This window comes from Streptomyces sp. NEAU-sy36 (genome assembly GCF_013423905.1).
Taxonomy (GTDB): Bacteria; Actinomycetota; Actinomycetes; order Streptomycetales; family Streptomycetaceae; genus Streptomyces; species Streptomyces misionensis.
Genome location: NZ_CP058977.1, coordinates 3,022,037 through 3,038,346, shown reverse-complemented (window position 1 = coordinate 3,038,346; position 16,310 = coordinate 3,022,037). Strand labels below are relative to the sequence as shown.

At 72.7% G+C, this 16,310-nt stretch carries 14 protein-coding genes; 6 read left to right on the top strand and 8 right to left on the bottom strand.

Going from position 1 to position 16,310, the window contains the following annotated elements; all coding sequences use genetic code 11:
• Nucleotides 1–24: 24 nt before the first annotated feature.
• Nucleotides 25–1,497, bottom strand: coding sequence for a hydrolase (locus tag HZZ00_RS13895; RefSeq protein WP_180332477.1), 1,473 nt, complete (start codon nucleotides 1,495–1,497; stop codon nucleotides 25–27).
• Nucleotides 1,498–1,716: 219 nt separating this feature from the next.
• Here HZZ00_RS13895 and HZZ00_RS13890 point away from each other — a divergent pair, with 219 nt between their 5' ends.
• Complete coding sequence (locus tag HZZ00_RS13890; protein WP_180332476.1) at nucleotides 1,717–1,974, top strand: GlsB/YeaQ/YmgE family stress response membrane protein; 258 nt, start codon at nucleotides 1,717–1,719, stop codon at nucleotides 1,972–1,974.
• A 6-nt stretch (nucleotides 1,975–1,980) separates the two neighbouring features.
• On the opposite strand, the gene HZZ00_RS13885 is transcribed toward HZZ00_RS13890, so the two are convergent.
• The 4 genes from HZZ00_RS13885 to HZZ00_RS13870 all read right to left on the bottom strand — a co-directional run bounded on the left by HZZ00_RS13885 (nucleotide 1,981) and on the right by HZZ00_RS13870 (nucleotide 4,963).
• Entirely contained in the window at nucleotides 1,981–2,766 is a 786-nt protein-coding gene (locus HZZ00_RS13885; RefSeq protein ID WP_180332475.1) for a GNAT family N-acetyltransferase, read from the bottom strand.
• A gap of 50 nt (nucleotides 2,767–2,816) precedes the next feature.
• Nucleotides 2,817–3,671: a GNAT family N-acetyltransferase gene (locus tag HZZ00_RS13880; protein WP_180332474.1), complete on the bottom strand. Its 855-nt coding sequence runs from the start codon at nucleotides 3,669–3,671 to the stop codon at nucleotides 2,817–2,819.
• Entirely contained in the window at nucleotides 3,668–4,189 is a 522-nt protein-coding gene (locus HZZ00_RS13875) for a hypothetical protein (RefSeq protein ID WP_180332473.1), read from the bottom strand. Before HZZ00_RS13875 ends, HZZ00_RS13880 begins: the two co-directional genes overlap by 4 nt.
• Before the next feature lie 129 nt (nucleotides 4,190–4,318).
• Complete coding sequence (locus HZZ00_RS13870; protein WP_306856166.1) at nucleotides 4,319–4,963, bottom strand: chaplin; 645 nt, start codon at nucleotides 4,961–4,963, stop codon at nucleotides 4,319–4,321.
• A gap of 308 nt (nucleotides 4,964–5,271) precedes the next feature.
• Between HZZ00_RS13870 and HZZ00_RS13865 the strand changes: the two genes are divergently transcribed.
• Entirely contained in the window at nucleotides 5,272–6,891 is a 1,620-nt protein-coding gene (locus tag HZZ00_RS13865; protein WP_180332471.1) for an alpha/beta hydrolase, read from the top strand.
• Nucleotides 6,892–6,971: 80 nt separating this feature from the next.
• Nucleotides 6,972–7,502, top strand: coding sequence for a DUF4232 domain-containing protein (locus tag HZZ00_RS13860; protein WP_180332470.1), 531 nt, complete (start codon nucleotides 6,972–6,974; stop codon nucleotides 7,500–7,502).
• Here the strand turns inward: HZZ00_RS13860 and asnB are convergent.
• Nucleotides 7,489–9,330 carry an asparagine synthase (glutamine-hydrolyzing) gene (gene asnB / locus HZZ00_RS13855; protein WP_180332469.1) on the bottom strand — a complete coding sequence of 614 codons (1,842 nt, stop codon included), beginning with the start codon at nucleotides 9,328–9,330 and terminating at the stop codon, nucleotides 7,489–7,491. The genes HZZ00_RS13860 and asnB overlap by 14 nt on opposite strands.
• A gap of 415 nt (nucleotides 9,331–9,745) precedes the next feature.
• Here asnB and HZZ00_RS13850 point away from each other — a divergent pair, with 415 nt between their 5' ends.
• Nucleotides 9,746–10,840 (top strand): chemotaxis protein, encoded by a 1,095-nt coding sequence (locus HZZ00_RS13850; protein WP_180332468.1) that lies wholly within the window; start codon nucleotides 9,746–9,748, stop codon nucleotides 10,838–10,840.
• A gap of 79 nt (nucleotides 10,841–10,919) precedes the next feature.
• Entirely contained in the window at nucleotides 10,920–11,945 is a 1,026-nt protein-coding gene (locus HZZ00_RS13845) for a Gfo/Idh/MocA family protein (RefSeq protein WP_180332467.1), read from the top strand.
• On the opposite strand, the gene HZZ00_RS13840 is transcribed toward HZZ00_RS13845, so the two are convergent.
• Both HZZ00_RS13840 and HZZ00_RS13835 read right to left on the bottom strand, forming a co-directional pair.
• Nucleotides 11,935–13,959, bottom strand: a complete 2,025-nt coding sequence (locus HZZ00_RS13840) for a phosphocholine-specific phospholipase C (protein WP_180332466.1) — start codon at nucleotides 13,957–13,959, stop codon at nucleotides 11,935–11,937. The two genes, HZZ00_RS13845 and HZZ00_RS13840, sit on opposite strands and share 11 nt — an antisense overlap.
• Before the next feature lie 151 nt (nucleotides 13,960–14,110).
• Complete coding sequence (locus HZZ00_RS13835; protein ID WP_180332465.1) at nucleotides 14,111–14,524, bottom strand: SsgA family sporulation/cell division regulator; 414 nt, start codon at nucleotides 14,522–14,524, stop codon at nucleotides 14,111–14,113.
• A gap of 351 nt (nucleotides 14,525–14,875) precedes the next feature.
• Between HZZ00_RS13835 and HZZ00_RS13830 the strand changes: the two genes are divergently transcribed.
• Nucleotides 14,876–16,303: a PP2C family protein-serine/threonine phosphatase gene (locus HZZ00_RS13830; protein ID WP_180332464.1), complete on the top strand. Its 1,428-nt coding sequence runs from the start codon at nucleotides 14,876–14,878 to the stop codon at nucleotides 16,301–16,303.
• Nucleotides 16,304–16,310: the final 7 nt, after the last annotated feature.

Here is a 16,310-nt window from a genome sequence, read left to right as displayed (position 1 = left end):
CCCACCCCCTGCGCGTTCCCCTGGTCAGGCGACGTTGAGCGCGGTGTCGTCCAGGACGAACGAGGTCTGGTACTTGGAGCCCTCGGTGCCGGTGAACTTCAGGGTGACGGTCTGCCCGGCGTAGCCGCTGAGGTCGAAGCTGCGCTGGGTGTAGCCGGAGGCGGCGTCCAGGTTCGAGTACGTCGCCAGGGTGCCGAGGACCGTGCCGGAGCCGTTGAGCACCTGCGCCTTGAGGGTGTCGTAGGCGGTGCCGCCGGTCTCGGCCGTGTCGACGTGCAGGTAGAAGCTCAGCTTGGCCGAGGTGCAGCCGGCCGGGATGGTCACCGTCTGGGACAGCGTGTCGGTGGTGGCGGTGCCGTAGCCGTCGAGCCAGGCGTAGTACGAGCCCGAACGCGGCGACTCGCTCGTGGAGTTGGTGATGACGCCGCTGGACCCGCTCCAGGCGGTGTTGCCGGACTCGAAGCCGTTGTTGCCCAGGAGCTGGCCCGCGGTGCAGGTGCCGCCGCCCGTGCCGCCACCGCCGGTGCCGCCACCGCCGCCGCTGGTGCCGCCGGCCCCCGCCAGCCACGCGGTGGCGTTGAGGGCGAGGGGGGCGTTGGTGGCGCCGGAGTCGTTCCAGCCGTCGTACAGGGTGTTGCCGGAGCTGCCGGTGCCGTCGTCGATCGGCGAGCTGTCGCCCCAGAAGGCGACGCGGCCGCTGCCGAAGGTGCTGGTCAGGAAGAACGCCCCGGTGTTGCCCGAGTAACCGCTGCGGTAGACCAGGCCCTTGACGGAGGAGTTGTCGGAGGGCTTGAGGGTGGCGGTCGTCCCGTCGGCGAACAGGCTCTTGGTGACCTTGCCGAAGGAGCCGTTCAGCACCGGGTCGGTGCTGTCGTTGATCGCGGCCGGATAGCCGGAGCTGATGTCGAGGGCGTCGATCGAGAAGCCGAACGGGTCGGAGGAGTCGACGCTGTTGTTCGTCATCAGGTCGTTGAGGATCTTGACCGCGTCGGCACCGTCGTTGTTGCGGTCGGCACCGGTGTGGTCGGAGATCATGAACAGGCCGCCGCCGTTCTTCACGAAGGTCATGATCGCCGTCTTCTCGGCGGTCGTGAACAGCGTGTTGGGCTCCGGCAGCACCAGGGTGTCGAAGTTGGACAGGTCCAGCGCGGACGAGCCGCCGTAGCTCAGGCTCTGGCCGGACGGCAGTGTCTTCAGGCTGTAACCGCCGGTCTTCTGCAGTGCCACGCCCCAGGAGGACAGGGCGCCGGTCCAGTCCGTCTCGGCCGACGGGGAGGGGTTCTGGGCGAGCGGGTCGGGCTGGCTGGTGGAGATGACCCAGTCGGCGTTGCCGGCCGTCTCGGCGTGGGCGTTGTCGAACAGGACGCGATGGGTGGTCGCGGTCGCCGCCCGGGCGGGCGTGCTCGCACCGGCCTGTACGGCGGCTCCGGTCAGGAGCAGGCCGAAACCGGCGAGTGCGGTGGTGAGTCTGCGTCGGGATCTCCTGGATCCGAGCATCCGGCGAACCTCCGTCGTGGGGTGTGGGGAAGAGGAGTTGCGGCGCCAAATCTGCGCGCGTAGAACGGGCTTGAGGGTTCTACACGCGTCGACGGCTTGAAAGGTACATGGCATGAAGCGCCGGTGAACAGAAAGTCCGGGCAATAAACCGGACCGGAGTGTCCGCGCCACCGGCGGGCATTTTCACCAGGTAGGGGTATGCCGTGCGGAGGGGTGAAGATGGAGATATCAGGCCTCATCAGCGCCATTGTCATCGGTTTGGTCATCGGTGTGCTGGGCCGGCTCGTCGTGCCGGGGCGGCAGCACATCGGGATCCTGTGGACCATCGTCGTCGGCATCGTGGCCGCGCTGGTCGGCTCGGCGATCGCCGCGGGGATCGGGGTCGCGGACACCAGGGGGCCGGACTGGATCGAGTGGCTCATCCAGATCGCCCTGGCGGCGGTGGGGGTGAGCGCACTCGACCGGGCGCGCCGCTGACCGCCGTCAGCGGCCGGGCTGTTCGTACAGGTACGGGGTCGTGGTGGTGAGCGGGAGGAAGCCGAGGCGTTCCAGGATCGGACGGCTCATGGGCGAGGCGTCGACGTGGAGGTAGCGGCGGCCGTGGGCGGCGGCGACGCGGGCGCGGTGGGCGACGAGGGCGCGGTACAGGCCCCGCCCCCGCCACGCCTCGACGGTGCCGCCGCCCCACAACCCGGCGAACGGGGTGCGGGGGACGAGTTCCAGCCGGGCGGCGCTGACGGGTTCCTCGCCGGCCAGCGCGACGACGGCGACCACCGTGCCCGGATCAGCCGCCAGCCGGTCGCGCAGGCGCCGGCGCAGACCGGTGCCGTCGGTGCCGAAGGCCCGCTCGTGCACGGCCACGGCGAGGTCGGCCCCGGCCGCGTCGGTGGCCTCCACCAGCCGTACCCCCTCGGGGAGTCGGGCGTCCGGGTCGAGCCGTTCGATCTCGCCGATCATCAGCGTCTCGACGGGCTCGGCCCGGAACCCGGCCGCGACCAGCCGGGCGCCGAGGTCCTCGGGCCGGTCGTGGCCGTACAGCTTCCACTCGAAGTCGTGACCGAGGGCGGTGAAGCAGGCGATCTGCTCCCGGATCGCCTCGTCCGCGCCCCGCTCGTCGAGGGCGGACCAGAGCACGCCGTTCCAGCCGTGCGCGTCCGCGATCTGCCGCACCACCTCCCCGGCCCGCTCGACGCGGGCGCCGGGACCGTCGGGTGTGGCGTGCTCGCGCAGGTCGCGGTCGTACCGGGCGAGGATCTCGTCTCTCTCCATGGCGGCACACTCGACCACGCGAAAAGCGGGCACGGCAACGCAATTGCGGTTCAGCCCAGTTCGAGGGTGGTCACGCCGAACACCCGTTCCTGGGCGTGCGGACGGACCGGGCCGGTGTACATGCGGGCCGTCTCGAAGGACGGGGCGAGGCCGGCCGCCTCGGCGAGGGCGATGCCGTCGGCGTTGGGCTCGGGGACGTCGACGGCGAGTTCCCGGCCCGCGGCCTCGGCGGTCAGCGCGGCGAACAGGGCGCGGGCGTCCTCGGTGGTGTCGGCGAGGAGCGGGCCGACGCGCAGGGCGTCGTGGCCGGGGCGGAGGACCGCGTAACCGGTGAGGCGGCCGTCGTCGTGGCGGACGAAGGCGCGGTGGCCGGGGGTGGTGAGCCACTCGGCGAGGAAGCGGGGCCGGTCGGCGGGGTGGCAGGCGGCGTCGTAGGCGGTGATCGCGGCCAGGTCGCCGGGGGTGGCCGGGCGGACGCCGGCGGGCACGGCGGCCTCGGGGGCGGTGCCGGTGAACCGGATGGTGCGGTAGGCGAGCCGGAAGCCGGACTGGCGGTAGTTGTCCTGCTGGGCGACGACTCCGTCCAGGCCCACGGTGCGGGTCCCGGCGTGGGCCAGGGCGGTCTTCCAGGTGGTGAGGCCGTGGCCGTGGCCGCGCAGGTCGGGCCGGACGAGGTAGCAGCCGAGGAAGGCGTAGTCGGCGCCGTAGTTGACGACGGAGACGGCCGAGACCGGCTCCCCGTCGATCCGGCCGAGGAAGAAGCCCTCGGGGTCCTGGGCGAAGAAGGCGGGCCCGTCGGACAGCCCGGGGTTCCAGCCCTCCGCCGCCGCCCACCCGCTGATCACCGGCCAGTCGGCGAGGCCGGCCCGGGTGACGACGAGGTCCTGGGGGGCGGAAGAGGTCATCGGTGCGCTCCGTTCGGTCGGGGCTGACTGCCGTGGTCGTTACGGCCCTCGACCGGGCCGTTCGGAGCATCCTCCCGGATCGACGCCGCCCACGCCACGACAGGATCAGCCGACAGCGCACGCCACAGGGGGCGGGACGCGGCGAGGACGAACAGCGCGAAGAGGGTGATCGGGAGCAGCCCCACGGGCCGCAGCAGCCGCGTCCAGTCGGCGTTCAGCCAGGACCAGTTGACGAACCAGTTGGCGAACGCGTCCGCCGCCACCACCGCACCGGCGGACGGCGCGCCCGCCCGGCGGGCGCCCAGTACCAGGACGGCGACCAGCGGATCGAGGACGACCAGCGCGACGAAGAACACCTGGATCGCGAGCGGGAAGGAGGAGTAGGCGTGCGGGCCGCGCCGGGCCAGGTCGGCGGCGTGCCAGCCGGTGCCCTCCAGGAATCCGGCGGCGTGGACGAGGAGGAGTACGCGGGCCCGGGGCGGCAGCGCTCGCCACCGCCGTCGTATGCCGTCCGTCACCTGGTCACTCTACTGCCCCCGCGCTACGCGGAGTTGGCTGTCGCCGCGAGGCTCCACCGGGCCGGCGTCCGGTGGGGAGGTGGACGGTGGGGGCCCGGTGGCCGGTGGAGGCCTGGGACGTGGCGGGGGTCAGCGGCCGCGGGCGGGACGGCAGCGGCGGTAGAGGATCGTGCCCGTGAGCAGGAGCGCCGCACTGGCGGCCGCCGCGGGGGCGGTCAGGTCCGCGCCGGTGTGGGCCAGCGTGCCGGCCACCGGTTCCGGAGCGGGACGAGGGGTGTGCGGGGCCGGGTGGTGCCGAACGGGGGCCGGCGGCTCGGGCGTGGGCGTGACCGGGTGCCGCGGGGTCTCGCCGCCGCCGTTCACGGAGGTGTTGCCCATGGCCGGGTTGAGGAGTCCCACCACGTTGACGCTGTTGCCGCTGATGTTGACCGGCAGGTCAACGGGCAACTGGATGCCGTTTCCGGAGATCACCCCCGGGGAGTGCGCGGCGGTGCCGTGGGCCGTCGCACCGCCGGAGGTGCTCGATCCGCCCCGGGTGCCACCCGCGTTGTTCGCGCACGTGTTGCCCGCGGCCGGGTTGAGCAGTCCCACGACGTCGACCGTGTTGCCGCACACGTTCACCGGGACGTCCACCGGCAGCTGGATGCCGTTGCCGGAGATCAGTCCGGGCGAGCCGGCCGCGACTCCGTCGGCGCTCGCGCCGTCGGCCGCGAACGCGGCGGACGCCGGCCACGCCAGGGCCATCGCGCCGGAGGCGGCGACGGCGGCGATCACACCGTTTCGGGTAGCCCGTCTCATTGGTTCCCTGCCTTCCAGACATGTTCGCGGGTACTCACCCGCACCACGTAAAACGCAGACGAACCGGCCTAGTTATGGCTCATCGGTCTTTCACCCCATCGAGTGGCATGACCGTCGAACTGCTTGTAAAGCCGCTCAATGATCAACAAAAAGGGGCCGCCGGCGCGGGAGCATACGGCACCGCACGGCGTTCCGCCCGTCCGGAGGCGGGCCGCCCGGGGCCCACTTATGGTGAGCGAAAGGGCGCCGTCCCGGTCCGCTGCGGGCGCCCCGGGAGGCTATCGATGCTGGCCAAGCTGTGCTCGCGGTACGCCGTGCGGCGCTGTGCGGGTACCGGAGTCCTCGCCCTGGCGCTGCTCGGCTCCGCCCTGCCCGCGACCGCGGCACCCGCCGCGCCGCGGGGCCCCGACCTCACCCGGTTCTACCGGCAGCAGGTGGCCTGGGGCGCCTGCGCGGGCCCGGAGATGCCGAGGGATCTCCAGTGCGGGAAGGTGACGGTCCCGCTCGACTACGCCAGGCCGGACGTCGGCACGCTCGACATCGCGCTGGCCCGCTACCGCGCCACGGGCGCCTCGCACCATTCCGTGGTGCTGAACTTCGGCGGGCCCGGCGGCGCGGGCATCAACGAACTGGCGTACGACGGCAAGCAGTTCATGGACCTGACCAACGGCTACGACGTGGTCACCTTCGACCCCCGCGGCGTGGGCCGCTCCTCCCCCGTCAGCTGTGGCGACGACGACCAGGCGGCGGGCGTCACCGGGGCGGACGCCGACCTCGCGCATCCCCAGGCGCTGCTGCGGCAGTTGCGGCGGGCCGCCGCCGCGTGCGCCCGCAGTTCCGGTGCGGTGCTGCCGTACATAGGGACGGTGAACGCCTCCCGGGACCTGGACGTCATCCGTCAGGCCCTCGGCGAGAAGAAGCTGAACTACCTGGGCTTCTCCTACGGGACGCGGCTGGGCGCGGTCTACGCCGCCCAGTTCCCGCACCAGGTCGGCCGGATGGCCCTGGACGGCGTGGACACCCTGACCGAGTCGCTCGCGGAGCAGGGGATCGCGGGCGCGCAGGGGCAGCAGGCGGCGCTGGACGACTTCCTGGACTGGTGTGCGGGGAACGCCGGCTGCCCGTTCGGACAGGACCGGCGCGCGGCCGGGGACGAGGTGGTCCGGCTGGTGCGCTCGCTGGACCGGCGCCCGGTCACCACCGAGGGCGGGGAGCCGTTCTCCGGCCAGGACCTCGTGGCCGCCCTGGTGCAGGGCCTGTACAGCAGGACCTCGTGGCCGACGCTGGAGCAGGCGCTGACCTCGGTGACGCGGAACGGCGATCCCCGGGGCATCCTGGCCTTCGCCACCCCCGGCGCGGGCCTGACGAGGAGCGCGGACCGCGGCCGGCCGCCGGTGGCCGGCGGTCTGGCCGACCCCGAGGACGTGCCGCCCGACAATCTGCGGGCCGCGCTGATGGCGATCAACTGCGCGGACGACCCCGACCGGCCCGGTGCCGCGCGGATCGCCGGGGACCTCAGGCGGCTCGGCGCCGCCTACGACGAGGCGTCCCCGGTCTTCGGCCGCTACCGGCTCACCCAGCTGCTGATGTGCTACGGCCGTCCCAAGGGCACCGACTTCATCCGCGACCGGGTGAAGGACGTGGACACGGCGCGGATGCTGCTCGTGGGCACCCGCGGTGACCCGGCGACGCCGTACCCGTGGACGGTGGAGACCGCCCGGCGGCTCGGCCCGTCGGCCGTGGTGCTCGACAACAAGGGCGACGGCCACACCGGATACGGCTCCTCGGTGTGCGTGCACCGCAGGGTCGACGACTTCCTGCTCTACGGCTCCCTGCCCGCGAACGGCAGCTCGTGCCCCGCGGACGGGAAGGAGTGGAGCGCCATCCCGGGCCGTACCGGCTGAACCGTACCGACCGAACGCACCGACCCATGACGGACGCGGCCGCCGCCCGGCGACCGTGACCGCGACGGAGGGACACCATCATGCGCATCCGCGCCGCCATCGCCGTACCCGCCGCCTCGGCCGCCGCGGCGGCCCTGCTGCTGACCGCGCCGCCGGCCCACGCGGCCACCGCGAGCCCCCAGCCGCCGCCCTGCGTCCAGGGCGCGCTGAAGCTGCGGGCGAGCACCGTGCCGGGCCGGCCGACCGTGGTGCGCGTCAGCGCCACCAACGACAGCGGGCGCGCCTGTGCGATCGACCGGGTGCCGCTGGTGACCTTCGGCGGCCTGGACGGGGCGGCGCTGCCGCTGCCGGCCGGCGGCACGGGGCGGCTGCGGCTGGCGGCGGGCGAGAGCGTCCACGCCGATGTGCGCACGATCGTGCGCACGTCCGATCCGCAGGCCCGCCGGGCGCGGTCGGTCACCGTCGGCGACTGGGCGGGCCGCTGGGGCCGCGTCTTCACCCCGGCCCGGCTCGGCACCGGCCCCCAGGTGTCGGTCTGGGAGCCGGTGACGACGTGGTGGCAGCCCTCGTCGGCGGCCGCGGACCGAGTGCTCGGGCTCAGCCGAGGATGAGCTCCGGCTGGTAGATGTCCAGCCACTGCGCGAGGTCCAGGGTCCGTTCCAGGCCGCGCCGGGCGGCCTGGCTGCTGACCGGGGCCTCGCGTTCGGCGGCCCTCTTCAGCCGGTCCCGGTCCACCAGGTCGAAGATCCGGTGGGAGGGCCGGGCGAGCAGGTCCTTGGCCTGGTCCTGGAGGGCGCGCGCGTACTGCGGGTCCTGGGTGGACGGGTAGGGGCTCTTGACCCGGTCGTACACCGACTGCGGCAGGACGTCCTTGCTGGCCTCGCGCAGCAGGCTCTTCTCCCGGCCGTCGAAGGACTTCAGGGCCCACGGGGTGTTGAACACGTACTCGACCAGGCGGTGGTCGCAGAACGGAACCCGGACCTCCAGGCCGGTGCGCATGCTCATCCGGTCCTTGCGGTCGAGGAGTATGCGCACGAAGCGGGTCAGGTGCAGGTGGCAGATCTGCCGCATGCGGAACTCGAAGTCGCTTTCGCCCGCGAGCCGTTCGATGCCGGCGATGGCCGTGCGGTAGCCGTCGGCTATGTATCCCTCCAGGTCCAGTGACTTGCCCACGTCGGTGCGGAGCATGTCGGAGTCGTCGCCGAAGTGCCGGCCGAAGCGCACCAGCCAGGGGAAGGTGTCGGCGCGGCGGGCGTCCTCGTCGAAGAACTGGAGGTAGCCGCCGAAGACCTCGTCGGCGGACTCGCCGGACAGGGCCACCGTGGACTTCTGCCGGATGGCGCGGAACAGGAGCAGCAGCGAGGCGTCCATGTCGCCGAAGCCGGCCGGCAGGTCGCGGGCGCGGATGACCTGCTCGCGCACGGCGGGGTCGGCGAGGGCCTGCGCGTCGAGCACGATGTCCTGGTGGTCGGTGCCGGCGAGTCGGGCCACGTCGTGCACGAAGGGGGTGTCCGGGGTGCCGCGCAGTTCGTCGGCGACGAAGTTCTCGGCCTGGCCGACGAAGTCGACGGCGAAGCTGCGCACCTTCTCGCCCTGGTCGGCCAGTTGCCGGGCGGCGAGCGCGGTCATCGCGGACGAGTCGAGGCCGCCGGAGAGCAGGGTGCAGCGGGGCACGTCGGCGACCAGCTGGCGGCGCACGATGTCGTCGAGGAGGGTGCGCACGGTGGCGATGGTGGTGTCCCGGTCGTCCTCGTGCGGGCGGGTCTCCAGGCGCCAGTAGACGCGGGTGGACAGTCCGGAGCGGTCGACGGTGACGACCGTGCCGGGCTCCACCTCGCGCATCCCGTCCCAGACGGCGTGCCCCGGGGTCTTGATCAGCACGAGCAGTTCGCGCAGGCCGTCGAGGGTCACGCGGGGGCGGACCAGCGGGTTGGCGAGGATCGCCTTGGGCTCGGAGCCGAACAGCACGCCGTCGGGGGTCCGGTAGTAGTAGAACGGCTTGATGCCCATACGGTCGCGGATCATGACGAGCTTGTCGCGGCGGCCGTCCCAGATGGCGAACGCGTACATGCCGTTGAGGCGTTCGGCGAGCGCGTCGCCCCACTCCACGTAGGCGTGCAGCACCACCTCGGTGTCGGAGTCGGTGGTGAACCGGTGGCCGCGGTCCGTCAGCTCCCGGCGCAGCTCGGTGAAGTTGTAGGTCTCCCCGGAGTAGACCAGCGCGACGGTGCCCTCGGGCGTGTCGAGGGTCATCGGCTGGCGGCCGCCGGGAAGGTCGATGATGGCGAGCCGGCGGTGCCCCAGGGCGGCGGGGCCTTCGGCCCAGACGCCGCGGTCGTCCGGGCCGCGGCAGGCCATCGTCTCGGTCATCGCATCCAATGTGGTGGCCTCGGCGGTCAGGTCACGGTCGAAGGAGACCCACCCGGTGATGCCGCACATGCGCTACCTCCTGCCTCCGGACGACCTTCGGCACCCCGCTCACCTGCGCTTTCGCGGTGGCCGGGGGTCGGCCGGCGAACCAGTTGTATCGAGCACCTATATAACGAGCGTCCGTCACCGGACGCCGCCGGTCAACGTCGCCGTAACACGGCCGGAATCGCCCGGCCGATGATTTCGGCCGCTTTTTGCCTCCGCGAAATGCAGGAACGGCCATACTGTCGCCCCGCACCCGACAGGAACCGGCCACAGGCAAAAAGTTCCCCAAGCGTGCGTTCGCTCATGACTTCGCATTCAGAAACCATCCCGGCACCTCCACGGACCGGCCACCGCACGCCGCCGACGACCGCGGACGGTGGCACCAGAAGTCCCGAATACCCCGAATGCCGTACATGTGAATCAGCCCTATGGTGCTGTCATGGAGCACGCACTGAGTCCCGCAACCCTTGCCGAACTGCGGCGCCCGCGGCCCTATCCGGCGGTGTCCGTGCTGACCCCGACGCATCGCCGGGGCGCCGGGAGCGACCAGGATCCGGTCCGGCTGCGCAATGTGGTGGCCGAGGCCAGGAAGCGCCTGGAGGCCGATCCGTCCGTGACCCGCGAGCGGCGCGCGGACGTCGACGCCCAGCTCGACCGGGCGCTCGCCGAGGTGGATCTCACCCATGCCGAGGACGGCCTGGTGATCTTCGCGGCGCCGGGCGAGCACCAGGTCTGGTCGCTGGCCCGCAGCGTCCCCGAGCGCGTGGTGCTCGCGGACACCTTCCTCACCCGCAATCTGGTCGCCGCCCAGGTGTCCGAGCGGCCGTTCTGGGTGCTGTCGGTCTCGGCCGACCGGGTCACCCTGTGGAGCGGTGGCGTGGACCGGGTGGTGGAGGACCACGCCGGTGGCTTCCCGCTGATCCGCAACCGGGAGAACTTCGACGCCGAGCGGCAGGAACGCATCGGCGATCTGCCGAGCACCTTCCGCGACGAGGGCACCCGCCAGTTCCTGCGCGAGGTGGACACCGCGATGGCCGCGGTCCTGCGCGAGCAGCCGCGCCGCCTCTACGTCACCGGGGAACGGGCGGCGCTCTCCTTCCTGGACGAGGTGGGCAGCGTCGCCAGGGATGCCGTGCACGTGCCGCACGGCGGGCTCGCCCACTCAGGTCCGGACGCCGTGTGGCAGGCCATCCGTCCGGTGCTGGAGGAGGAGGCCGCGAAGGACACCGACAGCGTGGTCCGGGAGCTGACCTCCGCCCGCGGTCACCGCACCTTCGCGGCCGGTCCGGACGAGCTGTGGCAGAGCGCCCGGGAGGGCCGGGTGCGGCTGCTCGCCGTGGAGGAGGGCTTCCGCGTGGTGGCCCGCGAGGACGGCGAGCACCTGGTGCCGGCCGAGCCCGGCGACCTGGACGCCCGCGACGACATCGTGGACGAGATCGTGGAGCAGTGCCTGGAGACCGGCGCCGAGGTCCGCTTCGTGCCCGACGGCACGCTGGGCGAGGCGGACGGGATCGCCGGGGTGCTGCGGTTCTGACCTCCCGGGCCGGGGCCTGGGAGCGCGCTCCCCCCTCGACGTACGCTACGCGTGATCGTCGAGGCGAGGGAGCGCGCGCATGGGTGAGCCGCTGGGTGTGGCGGTGCTGGGGGCCGGGCACATGGGGGCCGATCACATAAGGCGCCTGGACCGGGTGGTCACCGGCGCCCGGGTCGCGGCCGTCGCCGACCCCGACGCCGAGCGGGCCGCGGCGGCGGTGGCGGGGCTCGCCGGCGTCACCGTGCACACCGATCCCGAGGCCGCCCTCGACGCGCCCGGAGTGGCGGCCGTGCTGATCGCCTCCCCCGGACCCGCGCACGAGGCGGCGCTGCTCGGCGCGTTCGCGCGGAACCTGCCGGTACTGTGCGAGAAGCCCATGGTGCCGGACCCGGCCGGCGCGCTGCGGGTCGTGGAGGCGGAGGCCCGGCTCGGGCGGCGCCTGGCGCAGGTCGGGTTCATGCGCCGGTACGACGCCGAGTACCGGCGGCTGAAGGCGCTGCTGGACGGGGGCACGCTCGGCCGCCCGCTGATGCTGCACTGCGTCCACCGCAACGTGTCCTCGCCGCCGGGTTTCACCAGTGCCCAGCTGATCAACAGCTCCGTCTCGCACGAGATCGACGCGGCCCGCTGGCTGCTCGGCGAGGAGCTGACCGCGGTGACCGTGCGCCGTCCGGTGTCCTCCGCGGGCGCGCCCGAGGGACTGGTCGATCCGCAGTTCGTGCTCTTCGAGACCGAGCGGGGCGCCCTGGTCGACGTCGAAGTCTTCGTCAACTGCGGCTTCGGCTACCAGGTGCGCTGCGAGGCGGTGTGCGAGGCGGGCTCCGCGAGGATCGGCGAGGACCGCTCCGTGCTGGTCACCACGGCCGCGGGCGCCCGCCGCGAGGTGGCGCGGGACTATCTCGTGCGCTTCGCCGACGCCTACGACCGCGAGGTGCAGGACTGGGTCGACGCCACCCGGGCCGGACGGGTCACCGGGCCCGGCGCCTGGGACGGCTACGTGGCCTCCGTCGTCGCGGAGGCCGGGGTCCGGGCGCTGGAGGGCGGCGACCGGGTGGCCGTCGAACTCGCCCCGCGCCCGGACCTGTACGCGGAGGTCAGCCGCTGACGCTGGGGGCGCCGGTCTCCAGGTGTCCGGTGAACCGGCGCGACCAGGTCGTGTCCGAGTCGACGGTCACCGTGAAGTCGTACCAGCCGTCGCTGTACGCGACGGCGTTGAAGAAGTCCTCCGCGTAGGCCCCGGCGGCCACGGTGTAGGTCCAGGGTCCGTCGCCGCGGTAGTTGCCCGAGGTGATCGTGAACGTCACGGGCGCGCTGCCGGAGTTGGCCATCCGGAAGTAGACGGCGAGCTTCCCGGTGCCCGGCTCGACCGCGTAACGGGTGCTCACCTCGGCGGACTTGCCCGCCTTGGTGGCGTCGCCCCGGAAGCGGCGCAGGAAGCGGTTGGGGCCGACCATGGTCAGGTCGTACTTGCCGTCGCCGTAGCCGGAGCCGATGTTGAAGTAGTCGGAGGCGGTGCCGCCCGCGTCGACCGTGTACTGCCAGGGCGTGGTGTCACGGTAGGCGTTGGGGTGGATGGAGAAGTGGGCCGCCCGGGTGGCGGGCGCGCCCTGGTTGGTCATGACGAACCAGGCGAGGATCTTGCCGCCCGAGCCGAACTCCAGCCGGTCCAGGTACCCGCCCGGCTGGTACGGCAGCGCCCGGGCCGGCCGGGTGCCGGGTTCCTGGGCGGGCAGGGCGTTGTCCGTGGGCACCGGGTTGGGCAGCGAGGCGCAGTTGCCGATGCCGATGACGCTGATCGCGGGCAGGGACACCGGGCCGTTCACCGGGTGGGCGAAGTCGAACACGCCGGTGAGGTCGCCGCTCACCTTGCGCCGCCAGTCGCTGATGTTCGGGCAGGTGGCGGGCGTGCCGAGGGCTGCCGTCCAGGTCTCCAGGAAGCGCAGCACCGAGGTGTGCTCGAAGACCTCCGAGGAGACCCAGCCGCCGCGGGTCCAGGGCGATATGACGATCATCGGGACGCGGAAGCCGAGGCCGTACGGTACTCCGTTCAGGAACTCGCCGGCCGTGCCGGCGGGCGGGGACGGCGGGGGCACGTGGTCGAAGTAGCCGTCGTTCTCGTCGTAGTTGAGGAACAGCACGGTGGAGTCGAAGACGGCCTCGTCGGCGGCGAGGGCCTGGTACACGAGGTTGACGAAGTGGGCGCCGTCGCCGGGCGGGGCGTAGGGGTGCTCGGAGAAGGCCTGGTTGGCCACCACCCAGGAGACCTGCGGCAGGGTGCCCGCCAGCACGTCGGCCTTGATGGCGGCGGCGATGTCGTCCGGGGTGGAGCCGGTCGCCTTCGGCACCGAGGACATCCCCCGGTCGTACAGCGGGTCGCCCGGCTTGGCGTTCGCGAATCTGCTGAAGTACGCGCAGCCGTTGTCGCCGTAGTTGTCGGCGGCGTTCTGGTACACCTTCCAGCTCACGCCGGCGGCCTGGAGCGACTCCGCGTAGGTCTGCCAGGTCAGACCGGACTCGTCCCCGCCGTCGTTGCTGGAGGAGTCGACCTTGCCGCTCCACAGGTAGGTGCGGTTGGGGCCGGTGGCGCTCAGCGTGGAGCAGAAGTAGGCGTCGCAGATGGTGTAGTTGTCGGCGAGCGCGTAGTGGAACGGAATGTCCGAGCGGTCCAGGTAGCCGAGCGAGCGGACGTTGCCGACGCCCGCGACCCAGTTGTCCAGGCGGCCCTTGTTCCACGCGGAGTGCTGCGAGGACCAGGAGTGCGGCAGGTCGCCGTTGCACTGGGCGAGGGTCTCGCCGTCCTTGCCGCCCGCCGACGGGGTGGAGCTGAGCTTCCACGGGTACTGGCGGCTCAGCAGGTTCGGCTGGTTGAAGACCGAGTATCCGCCGGAGAGGGTGATGCCGCTGCGGTCGCCGAAGCCGCGTACGCCCTTCAGACGGCCGAAGTAGTGGTCGAAACTGCGGTTCTCCTGCATGAGGATCACCACGTGCTTGACGTCCTTGATCGTGCCGGTCGCCGCGGTGGCGGCCGCCGCGGCCGGGCGTGTGGTGGCGCCCAGCGCCACCCCCGCCGCCACGGAAGCGCCCAGCCCCACGAAGCCCCTTCGGCTGATCGGTGTCATTCGCCCGCCCTCGGTCACGGGAGTGCCCCAGCGGCACACCGCGGGCCAGGGTGCCCGTGCCGACCGGCAGCGTCCATACCCGTGCGGTGAGGCGGAGGTGAACAATGTTCAAAGATGCCGGCCGGTCGCGCGGGGCTCCCGGGGAAGCCGCTCACACCCCGCCGAACAGGGCCGTCAGTCCCCGCTCCACCACCGCTGCCATGTCCTCCTGTCCCGCCGCCACCACCCCGTAGCTGCGCACCAGGAAGCGGCGCAGGGTCGTGGTGGGGAACTGGAGCAGGGCGAGACCGTAGGGCGAATGGAACTCCAGTACGGTCCGGGTGCGGCCGTACGGCCAGATCTGGACGTCACCGCGCCCGGCCGGGCTGCGCAGCCCCTGGTCCAGCAGGGACCGCGCGAAGGTCCAGCTGACGTCCTCGCCGTCCAGGGCGGCCTCCGCCGGGAAGTCCACGAAGACGGCGAGGGGATCGCGCGCGGTGTAGCGCAGGGTGGCCGTGACGGGGATCTCCTGGTCCTCCGCGGTGATCAGCCGGGCGAGCGCGGGTAGTTCGATGGTGGTCTCCATGCCTTTAAGGAGTCCGCCGGGGCCTCTCGCATGCCGCCAAATCCGGTCAGAGTTCGATGGGTACAGGCCGGACCCGGTCATCGGAGAGCACAGCACTGTCGAACAAACGGTTGACTGCGTCTTCAGAGGGCTGAGCTGTCCGTCAACTCCCGTATTTTTCCTACGCCTTGGCGGCTTCACCGGGCGCGTCGGCGCCGTGCGGGGATCGCCGCGGGAAGACTCTGGCATATGCCGGAAGCACCACCGTATCGTGTGTTGCCAAATCCCTTACGGGGCCTCGCGCACTGTGCGACAGTCGTTGCGGTCCCCGTCCCGCAGGCCTTGCCGTCCCCCCTCTTCTCGGAGTGCGAAATGCCGTCACCGGTCTCCGCGGACCGCCCAGCCGCCCAGCCGCCCGGGCGCGACCCGGTCGAGGCGCTGATCAAGCAGGCGCGGCGCCTCAAGGGCGAGGTGGACGCGGTGCGGCGGGACGCCCGCGCCGACGGCCCGGACCCCGAGGAGCGCTGGCAGCGCGCCCTGTACGACCTCGCGCTCCACCAACTGGACGACGTGGACGCCCACTTGGCTCAGCTGCGGGACGGCCCCGCACCCCTGCTCCCGGCCCCCGCACCGGCCCCGAGCCCGGCGCCGGCCGCCCGCACCCCGCGCGGCTCGCTGCTCAGCCGGGTCGGCAGCGCCGAGTGGAACCTGCTGACGGACGAGGCGACCTGGTCCGCCGAGTTGTACCGCATCCTCGGCCTCGACCCCGAGCTGCCCGCCCTCACCTTGGACGAACTGCCCTCGCTGGTCCTGGAGGAGGACCGCGCCAAGCTGACCGCGATGGTCACGGGCTGTCTGATCGACGGCAGGCCGATCGACGGCGAGTTCCGGGTGCGCCGGCCCGACGCCTCCGTGCGGACCGTGCACATGATGGGCGAGCCGGTACTCGGCCCCGACGGCGGCACCGCCTCGATGTGGGCCGTGCTGCGCGACGTCAGCGCCCTGCGCCGCAGCCAGCGGGCCGTGCGCGAGACCCGGGACTCGCTGCGGCAGCACCGGCACCGGGAGCGGGCCGAACAGCGGGTCGCGGCCGAGTTGCAGGAGGCCGTGGTGCCGCCCTGGCGCGGTTCCCTGCGGCCCCCGCACCAGGGCCCGGCCACCCTGGACCTCGCCGCCCACCGGCTGTCCTCGGACGGCGGCAATCCGATCGGCGGCGACTGGTATGACGCGCTGGAGCTGGCCGACGGCGAGACGCTGCTCAGCGTCGGCGACCTCACCGGGCACGGGGTGGCCGTCGCCTCCGGCATGGCGACCCTGCTCGGCGCCGTGCGGGGCATGGCGATGACGGGCACCCAGCCCGGTCGACTCCTCGCACTGCTGAACCAGTTGCTCGACGCCACGGTGCAGCCCGCCCTGGGCAGCGCCGTCTGCTGCCGCTACCGGCCCGCCACCCGGACACTGGTCTGGGGACAGGCGGGACACCCCGCCCCGCTGCTGTACCGCGGCGGGACGGGGCGCGCGCTCGGCGCACCGCAGGGCGTGCTGCTCGGTGCCACCAGGGGTGCCGTCTACGAACAGGCCGAGGTGACCCTCGTACCGGGCGACCTGCTCCTGCTGCACACCGAGGGGCTGGTGCCCGGGCAGGACAGGGCGGCGGGCGCGGACCGGCTGCTGGGCCTCGCCCCCCGGTTCGGCGCGGCGCGCACGGCACAGGACTGTGTGCGGGCGCTGGTCGAGGAGTTCGGCGGGGCCGGACGCGAGGAGGACGCGTGTGTGCTCGTCGCCCGGGTCACGGCGTGAGCCGGCA